Annotated in this window: 11 protein-coding genes and 1 pseudogene; 5 read left to right on the forward strand and 7 right to left on the reverse strand. The window is 72.4% G+C overall.

The genetic code is table 11. The features are described 5' to 3' along the window. Positions 1 to 293, reverse strand: a pseudogene (locus ACZ6S6_RS06945) (1,3-beta-glucanase); the annotation flags it as partial. 456 nt (positions 294 to 749) lie between these two features. Then, positions 750 to 1,316, reverse strand: a complete 567-nt coding sequence (locus ACZ6S6_RS06950; RefSeq protein WP_469704256.1) for a GNAT family N-acetyltransferase — start codon at positions 1,314 to 1,316, stop codon at positions 750 to 752. Positions 1,317 to 1,570: 254 nt separating this feature from the next. Here ACZ6S6_RS06950 and ACZ6S6_RS06955 point away from each other — a divergent pair, with 254 nt between their 5' ends. From ACZ6S6_RS06955 to argB, 3 genes are all read left to right on the forward strand, one after another. Continuing rightward, the gene (locus tag ACZ6S6_RS06955; RefSeq protein WP_469704257.1) at positions 1,571 to 2,281 is read left to right on the forward strand and encodes a DUF2470 domain-containing protein; all 711 of its coding nucleotides are present in this window, start codon (positions 1,571 to 1,573) and stop codon (positions 2,279 to 2,281) included. A 116-nt stretch (positions 2,282 to 2,397) separates the two neighbouring features. Beyond that, the gene (locus ACZ6S6_RS06960) at positions 2,398 to 2,574 is read left to right on the forward strand and encodes a hypothetical protein (protein ID WP_469704258.1); all 177 of its coding nucleotides are present in this window, start codon (positions 2,398 to 2,400) and stop codon (positions 2,572 to 2,574) included. A gap of 194 nt (positions 2,575 to 2,768) precedes the next feature. After that, positions 2,769 to 3,539: an acetylglutamate kinase gene (gene argB, locus ACZ6S6_RS06965; RefSeq protein ID WP_469704503.1), complete on the forward strand. Its 771-nt coding sequence runs from the start codon at positions 2,769 to 2,771 to the stop codon at positions 3,537 to 3,539. 91 nt (positions 3,540 to 3,630) lie between these two features. Here the strand turns inward: argB and ACZ6S6_RS06970 are convergent, their stop codons facing one another. The 4 genes from ACZ6S6_RS06970 to ACZ6S6_RS06985 form a co-directional block, all read right to left on the reverse strand. After that, positions 3,631 to 4,164 carry a GNAT family N-acetyltransferase gene (locus ACZ6S6_RS06970; protein WP_469704259.1) on the reverse strand — a complete coding sequence of 178 codons (534 nt, stop codon included), beginning with the start codon at positions 4,162 to 4,164 and terminating at the stop codon, positions 3,631 to 3,633. 265 nt (positions 4,165 to 4,429) lie between these two features. After that, positions 4,430 to 5,329 carry an ABC transporter ATP-binding protein gene (locus tag ACZ6S6_RS06975; protein WP_362958212.1) on the reverse strand — a complete coding sequence of 300 codons (900 nt, stop codon included), beginning with the start codon at positions 5,327 to 5,329 and terminating at the stop codon, positions 4,430 to 4,432. An 80-nt stretch (positions 5,330 to 5,409) separates the two neighbouring features. Then, positions 5,410 to 6,510 carry a FecCD family ABC transporter permease gene (locus tag ACZ6S6_RS06980; protein ID WP_362958209.1) on the reverse strand — a complete coding sequence of 367 codons (1,101 nt, stop codon included), beginning with the start codon at positions 6,508 to 6,510 and terminating at the stop codon, positions 5,410 to 5,412. Beyond that, a complete protein-coding gene (locus ACZ6S6_RS06985) occupies positions 6,507 to 7,580 on the reverse strand; it encodes a FecCD family ABC transporter permease (protein ID WP_469704504.1) in 1,074 nt (357 codons plus the stop codon). Before ACZ6S6_RS06985 ends, ACZ6S6_RS06980 begins: the two co-directional genes overlap by 4 nt. A gap of 239 nt (positions 7,581 to 7,819) precedes the next feature. Here ACZ6S6_RS06985 and ACZ6S6_RS06990 point away from each other — a divergent pair, with 239 nt between their 5' ends. Together ACZ6S6_RS06990 and ACZ6S6_RS06995 are read left to right on the forward strand one after the other, a co-directional pair. Further along, positions 7,820 to 9,517 carry an ABC transporter ATP-binding protein gene (locus tag ACZ6S6_RS06990; protein WP_469704260.1) on the forward strand — a complete coding sequence of 566 codons (1,698 nt, stop codon included), beginning with the start codon at positions 7,820 to 7,822 and terminating at the stop codon, positions 9,515 to 9,517. Further along, positions 9,514 to 11,367 (forward strand): ABC transporter ATP-binding protein, encoded by a 1,854-nt coding sequence (locus tag ACZ6S6_RS06995; protein WP_469704261.1) that lies wholly within the window; start codon positions 9,514 to 9,516, stop codon positions 11,365 to 11,367. The genes ACZ6S6_RS06990 and ACZ6S6_RS06995 overlap by 4 nt, the downstream gene beginning before the upstream one ends. 51 nt (positions 11,368 to 11,418) lie before the next feature. Here the strand turns inward: ACZ6S6_RS06995 and ACZ6S6_RS07000 are convergent, their stop codons facing one another. Continuing rightward, positions 11,419 to 12,651: an alpha/beta hydrolase family protein gene (locus ACZ6S6_RS07000; protein WP_469704262.1), complete on the reverse strand. Its 1,233-nt coding sequence runs from the start codon at positions 12,649 to 12,651 to the stop codon at positions 11,419 to 11,421. Between the last annotated feature and the right edge of the window lie 200 nt (positions 12,652 to 12,851).

The raw sequence follows: 12,851 nt of genomic DNA on the forward strand, positions 1-12,851 counted from the left end.
AGATGACCCTGGCCGTCCAGCGCTGCGTTGCTGTTGCCCGCCGTGTAGTACTGCCGCTCGTGGTTGTCGACGTTGTCACCGGTCTCGATCTGCCATCTGGAGCCGTTGACCGCCGAGCCGGCTGAACCGTCGAACTCCTCGTCGAACGTCATGGTGGCCGAGGCCGCGGCGCCCGACAGGGCGGGTGACCGCGCGGGGGCGCCGCCGCCCACGAGAGCGGACGTGACCAGGGCGAGGGTCAGAGCCGAGAGTGCGGAGCGCAGCAGACGCCGCGACAAGCGTGGGGAGTCCATGACTCTCCCTTCCGGTGCATGAGGGGGAAGAGAGCCTGACATGCAGATGACATGACAGACCAGGGCGCATTGGGGCATGCCGAAGCTGCGCCGACCGGGGCGGGGTGCCGTTCAGAAAGTGGGGCGAGTGCGGGTGGGGATGCAGGCACGTGCTGTGGAATTACCGTGGGGGCACTGTGGAGCTGCTGTGCGCGGATACTTAATTCACTACGTGATTTAAGAAGTGAACCAATGGACTGTCAAGACCCTGGTCTGTACCAGTGCACGTCCACACCCTCACCCCGTCCGGCTTGGGCCGACATGCCTCAGGTGTCCATGCCGTCGCTCCCGGGGAAGTGACGACGGGCCCCGCGTGGACAAGAGTCAAACGCGGTACGCCCGATCCGGGGCTGCGACCGTCGGTCTCATGACGCCTGCTCCGTCACGGACCCGCCACCCCTTGCCCGTTGCCGCCAGTCAGGCCGGGCCGCCGGCCTGTCGTACGTGCAAGTGGCCGTCCTTCGGGAAGGAAGGCGGCTGGGCCGGAAGGATCTGGCGAAACTCGTACCGGGCCTTCTCCGCGACGCGGCACGAGGCGAGATTGTCCACCTGGTGGAGCAGCCTGATGCTTTCCAGGCCGTCGGCCGCGAAGGCCTGGAAAGCCCAGCCGGTGACGGCCTCCAGCGCACGAGGCGCCACCCCGCGCCCCCGGGCGGGCGCCGCCGTCCAGTAGCCGACCTCCGCGGACGTCCGGCCGGAACCGGCCCCCTTGACGGCCACGCTGCCCGCCAACCGGCCCTCGCCGGGGCCGGGGTGATCCTCGTGCACGGCGAAGCCCAGCCGTTCGCCGGTGACCCAGCCGCGCCGCTGGAGCTCCAGCCACCCCCGCACCTCCTCGGGGGTCTCCAGCGGACCGCTCGCCCCACGGCGCAGTGCGGGATCGCGGAACGCCTCGATCAGCGGCTCGATGTCCCCGTCGCCCCAAGGGCGCAGCAGGAGCGCGGGGGCGGACGGCGTCGCGTCCACCCGCAAGGTGATGTTCATCAAAGTCCTTCCCGGACGGACCACTTGATCATCCCCCGTCCGATGAGCTGTGCCTCGTACGGTCACACGGTCGCGGCGTCGGGCGGAACGCGGCGCGCGGGCCGTCGCCGCCGAACCCCCTCAGCCACCCGCCCTCGCCCCCACCCCGGCAGCACTCCCAGGGATTCTCCGCAGCGCATCGCGCAGGGCGACACATGACCACGGGAAATAAGGTTAGGCTTACCTAACTCGAATCCGTTTCGCAGGGAGTCCCCTTGAACACCGACGCCGCCGCAGGCACCACCCCGGCCGGGCCGACCGACGCGGAGCAGGTCCGCACGGTACTGTCCCGCGCGACCTCACTGTCCCTCACCACGACCGGACAGGCCTACGACCTGATCGGACTGCACTCGGTCAGCACCAAGGGGCAGGTCACCCTCCACCCCCGCCCGGACAGCCCCTTGGCCCGGGAGGCCGCCGACGCGCCCATGCGCAGCTTTGCCGCCCTGCTGGAGTTCACCGACATCGCCCCCACCCCGCTGCGCGACCGGGTCCGCGCCAGGGTGACACTCTCCGGCCGGCTGACACCGGCGGGCGGCGACGCGCTGCGGCTCGACACGGCGCGGGTCTCCCTGCGGACCCCGGCGGGTGCGACGGACGTCGGGCCGGCCGAGATCGCCCTCGCCGAGCCCGACCCGCTGGCCGTCGAGGAGGCCGCCATGCTGACCCATCTGGCCGACTCGCACGAGGAGTTGATGGCCGAACTGCTCGGACTCGCGGGCTCCCGGCTGCCGCGCGGCATGATCCGGTCGCTCCCTCTCGCCCTGGACCGCCACGGCATCACCCTGCGCTGCGAGTACGAATCCGGCCACTGCGACCTCCAGTTGCTCTTCCCGGCAATCGCGCACGACGCCACCGACGCCGGCGAGCAGATCCGGCGGCTCCTCACCGCACCCCGGAACTGCGCACACCAGCACCACCCCTGACACCCCTGACACGCCTGACACGCCTGACAGCCGACGACTTAGGTTAGGCTTCACTAAATTTCAATGAATCCTCGCGCCACGGCCGGATCACCGGATCATCAGGGGAGGGGCCGGTCATGGGCCTGCCAGTCATCGAGGCCCTGGCGCCCCGGCCCGGCGAACACGTGCTGCCCAATGTGCGCCCCAACGCCTTTCTGCACAGCCATCCCGGCCGGCTGCTGCGCTCCACGGGCCGTACGACGGACGGCCTGCTGCACGATCTGCTGCTCGGCCGGGTCCACCACGACGCGTGACGGCATCCCCACCTCAGGAGAGACGGAACACGATGACCGTACGGGTCGCGACGGCCGGAGCCGGCGTCCATGAACAGTCACCACGGCTCGGGAACGGGACACGGACGCGGCCCCGCAGTTCCCCGGGCACGGGTCCCGCCGTGCCCGGGGAACCGCGGGGCCGGGTCGTGGTCGTCAAGTTCGGCGGCAACGCCATGGTGGACGCATCACTCCAGGAGACGTTCGCCCGCGATGTCGTGGAGCTGTGGCACGCCGGCCTGTCCCCGGTGGTCGTGCACGGCGGGGGCCCGCAGATCAGCGCGATGCTCGACCGCCTCGGACTGGAGGTCCGCTTCGAGGGCGGTCTGCGAGTGACCACCGAGGAGACCCTCGACGTGGTGCGGATGGTGCTGACCGGGCAGGTCCAGCGCGAACTGGTCGGTGCCATCAACGCCCACGGCCCCTTCGCCGTGGGCCTGTCGGGCGAGGACGCCCACACCATGACGGCCGTGCGCCGATCCGGCCGGGTGGACGGGCTGCCGGTGGACATCGGCCTGGTCGGCGACATCGTGAACGTGGCGCCGGACACCGTCCGTTCACTGCTGGAGCTGGGCCGCATCCCGGTCGTGTCACCCCTCGCACGCGGCGCCGAGGGGGAGGTCTACAACGTCAACGCCGATCTCGCCGCATCGGCCCTGGCGGTCGCCCTCGGCGCCGAGCGGCTGGTGATGCTCACCGACGTCGAGGGACTGTACGCGGACTGGCCGCACAGCACCGAGGTCGTCGAGCGCCTGACGGCGGCGGAGCTGGGCGGTCTGCTGCCGGGGCTGGCGAGCGGCATGCTCCCGAAGATGGAGGGCTGCCTGCGGGCGGTCCGCGCCGGGGTGGGACGGGCACAGGTCCTGGACGGCCGCGTGCCGCACGCCGTACTGCGTGCCGTCCTGGACGAGAAGAGCCCCGGAACCACCGTCCTCCCGGACGCCTGACGCACAACGCGGTGGCGCGGCGGGCTCCGGCGTCCTTGGCCCGCCCGCACACGCGGTGGCGGGTCCCGGCGTCCGGGGCCCGCCACCGTCGTCACAGCGCGCGGGCCAGAACGCGCGCACCCCGCCGGGGATCCAGGGTGCGTGCCCAGGCGCGCGGAGCCTCAGCCGGACGGACCGGAGCGAAGCCATGGCGGAGGAATAGGCGCCCACTGCCCGTCGTCGCGGCGAACAGGACCCCCAGCGACTGCGCCCGCGCCCCGGCGAGTGCCGCACCCAGCAGCCGCGAGCCCAGGCCGTCGCCCTGCCGCTGCCGGGCGACACAGAAGTTGTAAACGACCCCCGCGGCCGCCGCGCCGTGATCATCCGTGTCGGGGTGGACGCGCAGCGCGAGGCAGCCCCGCAGGGCGCCGTCTGGCTCCTCGGCGACCAGGAAGTCGGCCGCTCGGGCCGCGTAGACCGCCAAGGGCCGTCCACGCAGCGCACCCGAGCGGACGAACGGCTCGGAGAGTGCGACGAGTGCGGCGGCGTCCCCGGGGCGCGCCCGGCGCAACCGGAGCGCGTCGGAAAGGGGTGCGTCCGGGGTGTTCGCCAGCGCGGCGGCGGGGTGCGGCGTGGCCGTGATCAAGGCAGTCCTTCCTCGGGTTCCACCGTGCGCGAAGGGCGGCCGGATCGCCGCACACCCCGGTGAACCACGAGAGTTAGGTTAGCCTTACCTAAGTTGATTTACCAAGTCGACGCCACGGGGCCGGTGTTGCTCCAGAGCCGGAGTTACTCAAGGGCCGATATTGCTCAAGGGCCGGTGTTGCTCCAGAGCCGGAGTTACTCCAGGGCCGATATTGCTCAAGGGGCGGTGTTGCTCCAGAGCCGGTACTGCTCCGGCGCCGAAGCCCTCAGCGCGCGCCCCGGCCGGTCTCGGCCATCAGGGATTCGGCGGGGACGCCGGGGTCCTCACGCCGGGCCGTGCGGTCCTCGGGCACGTACCGGTGCGGCGCGGCAGGCACCATCAGGGGCGTGCCGGTCTCCGGGTCGTCGATGATCCGGCAGGGCAGTCCGAACACGTCCTCGACCAGTGCGGCGGTCATGACGGTGGCCGGATCGCCCTCGGCCGCGATCGTGCCGCCCGGCCGCATCACGATGAGGTGGGTGGCGTAACGGCACGCCTGGTTGAGGTCGTGCAGCACCGCCACCACGGTGTGCCCCTTGCGGGCGTGCAATTCGGCGCAGAGGTCCAGCACTTCGACCTGGTGGGCGATGTCGAGGAAGGTGGTGGGCTCGTCCAGGAGCAGGATCGAGGTCTGCTGCGCCAGCACCATGGAGAGCCAGACCCGCTGGCGCTGACCGCCGGAGAGGTCGTCGACCGGACGGTCTGCGAGATCCAGCACACCGGTCTGCCGCATCGCCTCCAGAACGGCCGCCTCGTCGTCGGCGGACCACTGCTTCAGCATTCCCTGGTGCGGATAGCGGCCGCGCGCCACCAGGTCCCCCACGGTGATGCCACCGGGCGCGGTCGAGGACTGCGGCAGCAGGCCCAGCCGGCGGGCGACCTCGCGCGAGCGGTACGTGGCGATGCCGGCCCCGTCGAGATACACCTGCCCGGAGCGGGGTTTGAGCATCCGTGCGAGCGCCTTGAGGAGAGTGGACTTCCCGCAGGCGTTCGGCCCGATGATGACGGTGAAGGAGCGGTCGGGGATCTCGACGCCGAGCGAACTGACCACGGTCCGCTGCTCGTAGGAGAGCGTCAGGTCCTCGGCCCGCAGTCGCGCGGCCGCCGCCGGGAATGTCCCGTTCATATGAGTCCCCTCCGCCGTCGCGGCGTCCGCGCTCGGGCCGGTCGTCTCGGACATGCGTGTCGTGCGTGGCGTCTTTCGGGTCATGCGCGGCTCTTTCGCGACTCGGTGATCAGCAGCCAGATGAGGTACAGCCCGCCGATGGTCCCGGTCGCCGTGCCGACCGGGAGCAGCGAGGGGGCGAAGAGGCGCTGCGCCAGCAGGTCGCTCGCGGCCAGCAGCAGGGCGCCCATGAGCGCGGCGGGGACCAGTGCGGGGCCCGATGCCCGGGTCAGCCGCCGGGCGAGCTGGGGCGCCGCCAGCGCGATGAACCAGATGGGACCGGTCACCGCCGTGGCGAAGGCGGCGAGAGCGACGCTGATGACGAGCAGCAGCGCGCGAGTGCGCGCCACGTCGACGCCGAGCGCCATGGCGGTGACATCGCCCATCTCCACCATGGAGAGCCGGCGGGAGAGGAAGAAGGCGGGCGGGAGCAGGACGAGGACGGCGATCCCGATGGTGTTCGCCTGCTGCCAGCCCCGGTTGGTGAGACTGCCGATCAGCCACGCCTGCGCCTCCAGTGCCTCCTGCCAGGTCGCCCGGGTGATCAGGTACGAGTTGACGGCGAGCAGCAGTGCGCTGACACCGATGCCGACGACGACCAGCCGGAAGCCCTGAAGTCCTCTGCCCAGCATGAGGAGGTACATGGCGGCTGCGGTGGCGAGGCCGCCGATCAGCGCGCCCACCGCGATCTGGGTCATGCTGCCGTGCAGCACGATGATGACGAGGAGCGCCCCGACGGCCGAGCCGTTGGTGAAGCCGATGATGTCCGGGCTGCCGAGGGAGTTGCCGGTCAGGCTCTGCAGGACGGCCCCGCTGACCGCGAGGGCCGCGCCCACGCACATCGCGGTCAACAGGCGTGGCATACGCAGGGTGTTGACGATGAAGTCGGCTCCGCCGGAGCCGTGCCCGAACACCGCCCGCACGACCTCACCGACGGAGAGTTCGAAGTCGCCGGTGGTGAGGGTGACGAGCGCGACCGCGACGAGCGCGACGAGCATCACGGCCGTCACCACGAGGACGCGCCGCTGGACCCGGACGGACAGCCCGCCCGGCCGGGTGCGCAGCACCAGTCCGCTGACGACCTGCGGCTCCCCGGTGTCCGTACCGGTTCCGGATGGGCCCTTCTCCCGTACGGCGCTCACAGCATGACCAGCTTTCGACGGCGGCACAGGGCGATGAACAGCGGCGCCCCGAGGAACGCGGTGATGATTCCCACCTGGACCTCGCCCGGCGCCCCGAGCACCCGGCCCAGGACGTCCGCGCCGATCAGCAGGACCGGGGCGAGCAGCATCGAGTACGTCAGCACCCAGCGCTGGTCGGGGCCGACGACGAACCGGGCGACGTGCGGCACCGCGAGGCCGACGAAGCCGATCGGTCCGGCGGCGGCTGTGGCGGCGCCGCACAGCAGCATGACGGCGACGGCGCCCAGCACCCGGGTGCGGCCGACGTTCAGGCCGAGGGCCCGGCCGAGCTGGTCGCCCATCGCGAGGGCGTTGAGCGAGGGGGCGAGGCCGAGGGCGATCAGGAGGCCCACGGCGATGAACGGCAGGATGACCTGGATGACGTCGTAGTACCGGCCGGCCAGCGAACCCACCGTCCAGAAGCGGTACTGGTCGAAGGCGCGCGGATTGAGCAGCAGCACAGCGGAGTTGAAGGCGTACAGCACCGCGGTCATCGCCGCCCCGGCCACGACCAGCCGGTCGGGGGTGGCCAGGGTGCGGCCCGATGAGCCCAGGAGGTAGACGGCGACCGAGGCGACGGCCGCGCCGATGAAGGCGAACCACACGTAGCCGAGGACGGAGCCCACCCCGAGGAAGGCGATGGCCACGACGACTCCGGCGGATGCGCCCAGGCTGATGCCGAGGATTCCGGGGTCGGCGAGCGGGTTGCGGGTCAGGGCCTGCATCAGTGCGCCGGACAGGCCGAGGGCCATGCCCACGAGCAGCCCCAGGAGCGTCCGGGGGATGCGGTAGTCATGGATGATGATCGAGGTCTCGGTGCCGTCGGGGTGCCAGAGCACGCTCCAGGTGGCGGTGAACGGGATGCCTCGGGTGCCCACCCACACACTGAGCAGTCCGACCAGGACGAGGGCGCCCAGTGCCGCGAGCAGCCCCAGGGCCCGCAGGGTGTTCGCGGTCCGGGCGGGCCGCGGGGCGTCGGGTGCGACGGCCAGGTCCTCGGGAGCCGTCCGGGTTTCGAGCGACAACGGCAACTCCCCCTGACGGCGGTTCGGGTGCACCGCGAGCGATAGGGCGCCGGAACGTGACGCAGGGACCCCGGGATTCAACTTAGGTGAGGCTAACCGAACAGTGCCGCACGGTCAACGAGCGTCCCCCGGCCGCGAAATGGCCCACACCGCCGTGACCGGGGGCATCGCGGCCGACAGCACATCGCGAACACTCATTTAGAGTAGCCTTACCTAACTTTCTCAGACTCTTCGCGGAGGCCCGCATGCCAGGTGGAGGACCGACCGGGGGGCACGTCCTCCGCAGGGCGATCAGGGGACAGCGGCGGCGGGTCGCCACCGCGTCCCTGCTGGGCGCGGTGCACCAGGGGTGTGAGGCCCTGGTCCCCGTCGTCATCGGCGCGGCCATCGACACGGCGGTGGCCACCGGCTCCTCCCACGCGCTGCTGCGCTGGCTCCTGGTGCTCGCGGGGCTGTTCCTGGTGCTGTCGAACTGCTACCGGACCAGCGCCCGGCTCGCCGAGGGGGCGGGCGAACGCGCCGCGCACCGGCTCCGGATGGAGCTCGGGGCCCGGGTGCTCGATCCGCGCGGCGGCGCCGACGCGAACCGGCTGCCCGGCGCGCTCACCAGCATCGCCACCAACGACGCCCGCCGGGTCGGCTCGGTGGCGACGGTCCTGGCGTACGGGGTCGCGGCGACCTCGGCGCTGGTGATCAGCTCGGTGGCGCTGCTGAGGATCTCCGTGCCGCTCGGACTCCTCGTCCTGCTGGGCATCCCCCCGCTGCTGTGGCTCGGGCACCGCATCAGCCGGCCGCTCGAACGACGCAGCGAGACCGAACAGGAACGGGCCGCGCACGCCTCGGGCGTCGCCGCCGACCTGGTCGCCGGACTCCGTGTCCTCAAGGGCATGGGCGCCGAGTCGGCCGCCGTCGCCCGCTACCGCACCACGAGCCAGGACTCGCTCGCCGCGGCGCTGCGGGCGGCCCGCAGCCGGGCCGGTCACGAGGGCGCCGTCCTCTCGCTGACGGGCGTCTTCATCGCGGTCATCGGCATCGTGGGCGCCTATCTCGCCATGCGCGGCAGCATCAGCATCGGTGACCTGGTGGCGGCGGTGGGCCTGGCCCAGTTCCTCCTCGGCCCGTTCCAGCTGCTCACCTATGTCAACGCCGAGTTCGCCCAGGGCCGCGCCTCCGCACGCCGGATCGCCGAGGTGCTGGACTCGCCCGCGGCCGTCGAGGGCGGCGAGTCCGAGGTGTCGGACGGCGCCGCGGGGCACCTGCGCCTCAGCGGGGTCCGGCTCGGCTCGCTGCGCGGGGTCGATCTCGACATCCGGCCGGGCGAACTGATCGGAGTGGTCACCGGGGATCCGGCCGCGGCGGCCGATCTGCTGCTCTGCCTGGCCAGGGAGCGGGACCCCGCCGACGGGCTGATCGAGCTCGACGGCGTACCGCTGACCGCGCTCGGCCCCGACGGGCTGCGCCGCGCCGTCCTGGTCGCCCACCACGACGCCGACCTGTTCGAGACCAGCCTGCTGGACAACGTACGGGCCGGAGCCCGCGACGACGCGGCCCCGGTCGACGAGGCCCTCGCCGCTTCGGCGGCGGACGAGGTCGCCCGGCTGCTGCCCGACGGCGGCGACACGGTACTCGCCGAACGCGGCCGGTCCCTCTCCGGTGGGCAGCGACAGCGCGTCGCTCTCGCCCGCGCCCTCGCCGCCGACAGTACGGTCCTCGTACTGCACGACCCGACGACCGCCGTGGACACCGTCACCGAGTCCCGGATCGCCGCCCGGCTGCGGGAGGTCCGCCACGGGCGCACCACCGTGCTGATCACGACCAGCCCGGCCCTCCTCGCGGTCACCGACCGGGTGGTGGTCCTCGACGAGGGCACGGTCACCGCGGACGGCCACCACAGCGAACTCGTCGCCGGTGACGAGCGGTACCGGGCGGCGGTGCTCGCATGACGTCCACGTACGAGGACCGCGCGCAGGACACGGACACGCACGCAGAGGAAGAGGGGGAAGCGGTCATGAGCACACCCGGCGCGGACCGTGAGCTGCTGCCGACGGCGAGCGGTGCGGAGAGCCTCACGGCGCTGCGCGTCATGCTGCGCGGCCACCGGCGGCTGACCGCGGCCGCCGTCACCGTGCTGGTCGCCGGGACCGCGATCGGTCTGCTGACCGCTCCCCTGCTCGGCCACATCGTGGACCTGGTGGTGGAGCGGCGGGGTTCGCGGGCGCTGACGGTGCCCCTGGTGCTGCTCATCGTGGTGGCCCTGGTGCGCGGCGCCGCCGCCGCGGTCGGCAGTACGCTCGTGGCCCGGCTCGGCGAGACCGTACTCGCCGCGGTGCGCGAGCAGTTCATCGAACGGGCGCTGCGGCTGCCGCTGGAGCGCGTCGAGGCGGCCGGTTCGGGCGATCTGGTGTCCAGGGTCACCAGCGATGTCTCCATGATCGCGAAGTCGGTGCGCCAGGCGCTGCCCGAGTTCACCCGCTCGGCGCTGACCATCGTGCTGACCTTCGTCGGGCTCGCCGTGCTGGACTGGCGGTTCCTGGTGGCGGCACTGCTGGCGATGCCGGTGCAGGTGCTGTCCGTGCGCTGGTATCTGCGCCGGGCCGCACCGGTGTACGCGGAGCACCGCGTCGCGACCGGCGCGCTCCAGCACCAGTTGCTCGACAGCGTCGGCGGGGTGCGTACGGTACGGGCCTTCCGGCTGAACCGCGCGCACACCGCCCTGCTTGAGCAGCGCTCCGCGTCGGCGCGGGACCTCGCGCTGGACGGCATCCACATCGTCACCGGCTTCTTCTCGCGGCTGAACCTGGCCGAGTACATCGGTCTGGCGGCCATGCTCGGCGCGGGCTTCCTGCTGGTGGACAACGGCTCGGTGAGCATCGGTACGGCCACCGCCGCCGCGCTGTACTTCCACAGCCTCTTCAACCCGGTCAACGCCACGCTGTTCCTCATCGACGACGCGCAGTCGGCGGGCGCCAGCTTCGCCCGGCTGGTCGGACTGTCCAAGCTGCCGGCCGAGCAGACCGCGCCGGGCGGCCGTGCTCCGGCGGACGGTTCGGTGAAGGTGAGCGCGCTCAGTTACGCCTACGGCGCGGGGGCTCCCGTGCTGCGGAAGGTCGATCTGGAGGTGCGCAGCGGGGAACGGGTGGCCCTGGTGGGTGCCAGCGGCGCCGGCAAGACGACGCTGGCGAAGGTCATCGCGGGTGTCCACGAGCTGCACGGCGGGACCGTCTCGCTGGGCGGGGTCGACGCGGCCGAGCTGGGCGCCGCGGGTGTGCGGCGCGCGGTGACGCTGATCAGCCAGGAGGTGCACGTGTTCGCGGGCCCGCTGGCCGAGGATCTGCGCCTGGCCCGGCCCGGGGCCACCGACGAGGAGGTGCACGGGGCGCTGTCCCGGGTCGGCGCCCTGGAGTGGGCCCAGGCGCTGGCGGACGGACTGGACACGGTCGTGGGCGAGGGCGGCCACCGGCTGACGGTGACCCAGGCACAGCATCTCGCGCTGGCCAGGCTCGTCCTCGCGGACCCGCCGATCGCGATCCTCGACGAGGCCACCGCCGACGCGGGCAGCGCCGGCGCACGGGTCCTGGAGGAAGCGGCCCTGCGGGCACTGGAGGGGCGTACGGGCCTGGTGGTCGCGCACCGGCTCCCCCAGGCAGCGGCCGCCGACCGCGTCGTCGTCCTCGACGAGGGCCGGATCGTGGAGACCGGCAGCCACGACGAACTCGTCGCGGCGGGCGGCCGGTACGCGGCGCTCTGGGAGGCGTGGTCCGACAGCCGCCGGGAGCCGGCGGACGTGCGGTAGCCGCGCGGACGTTCCGGGTGCTCCGTACGGTCGCGAGCGGCACCGCCTTCCTCAGGGAATGAACGCGATGTCGGGATAGCGCGGGGACGGCCCGGACAGCAGGTGGTCGTCCCTGCCCCGCAGATGGAGGTCGAAGAACGCGCGCAGGTAGGCGCGTTGGGCGGCGACGGCCCGGTCGGCGTCGATCGTTCCGATGGACCCGGTGAGAGCGGCGACCGCCTCCGGCGGCAGCGGGAGCGCCCTTTCAAGCTGTTGCCCCAGCGGGGACATGTCCGTGTAGGTGTGGTGTGCGGAGTCGCGCAGCCGCAGTTCGAGCCGCCAGCCGCGCAGGTGCGACCAGAAAGTCGCCCACGACGGGTCGTTGAAGCGCCCGTGCGTGGAATTGCCCATCAGCAGGAACGGGCGGTCGAGCCCGGTGTCCTTGACCGTCCCGTTGACGCTGCCGTCCAGGTCGGCGCCTGCGAGGATGCGGCGGTCCCGCGCCATGACCCCCGCCGCCGTGTCACCGCCGATCGAATGCCCGAACATGCCGATCCTGGACAGGTCGAGGCAACCTCGCAGGCGGTGGGGCAGCCGGCGGCCCTCGGCATCGGGGTTCCCGCCCGCGTTCAGCCGTTCCAGTTCGTTCAGGACGAACCGGGTGTCGTCCTGGCGGACCCGTAACGCATCGAGCGGGTCCGGGTCCGGGCCCACCTCCACTCTCCCCCCGGGGAACTCCACGATCGAGGCCTCATGGGTGTGGTCGATCGTCACCACCACGTACCCGTGCCCCGCCAGGTCCTCGACCAGCGAGGTGCCCATGGCGCGCATCGTGTTGAGGCCCGGGGAGAAGAGCACCACGGGATGGCCGTGGCGGCGCACCTCCACGGGGGCGTCCTGCCGGCCATGAGTCACCGGGAAGTCGACGTTGTCCATCGGCGTCCGGAGGTCCTGGCCGACCTTTCGCCTGTACAGTGCCGTCGCCGCCGGCGGGAGCCAGGGGGCACGCCGGCGGCCGTGGATGTCCGATGCCGGGTACCACACGCTGATCATCAGTTCGCGGGGCGAGGCGGGTGAGATCCACGGGTCCCGGCGCGAACGGTCCATCAGATGCAGCGAGGTGGTTCCGATCCGGCGCGGACCGGTGGGCACCGGCAGGGTGAGCCGCACCCGGCCCGTTCCGGGCCCGGCGGGCGAAGCGGCGCCTGCCGTGCGGCCGTCCGCCCGCGCCGTCCCCGTGGTGGCGAGCACCAGCCCGGCCGTCCCGGCCGCGGCAAGCACCGACCGACGCGATATGTCCCTCATCCGGATTCCTCACCTGCGCTCGACGACTGGTTGACCGTCCACCGAGGCTGGCACCCCGGCGGCGGACAGCGACAGGCCGCGCGGGCGATTTCAGGGTCGGTACAGGGTCATCCCCGACCCCGCCTCCGGGCACGGACCACCACCGCACCGGACGCGCACGCGCCGCTGCCCCCCGGTGAGACCGAGGGGCGGCGGTGTAC

This window comes from Streptomyces sp. NPDC048671, from assembly GCF_055587045.1.

Coding starts and splice junctions, on each gene's coding strand:
- argB (WP_469704503.1), top strand. CDS start 2,769: ATGGTGGACGCATCACTCCAGGAGACGTTCGCCCGCGATGTCGTGGAG.
- ACZ6S6_RS06975 (WP_362958212.1), bottom strand. CDS start 5,329: ATGAACGGGACATTCCCGGCGGCGGCCGCGCGACTGCGGGCCGAGGAC.
- ACZ6S6_RS06995 (WP_469704261.1), top strand. CDS start 9,514: ATGACGTCCACGTACGAGGACCGCGCGCAGGACACGGACACGCACGCA.
- ACZ6S6_RS06960 (WP_469704258.1), top strand. CDS start 2,398: ATGGGCCTGCCAGTCATCGAGGCCCTGGCGCCCCGGCCCGGCGAACAC.
- ACZ6S6_RS06990 (WP_469704260.1), top strand. CDS start 7,820: ATGCCAGGTGGAGGACCGACCGGGGGGCACGTCCTCCGCAGGGCGATC.
- ACZ6S6_RS07000 (WP_469704262.1), bottom strand. CDS start 12,651: ATGAGGGACATATCGCGTCGGTCGGTGCTTGCCGCGGCCGGGACGGCC.
- ACZ6S6_RS06950 (WP_469704256.1), bottom strand. CDS start 1,316: ATGAACATCACCTTGCGGGTGGACGCGACGCCGTCCGCCCCCGCGCTC.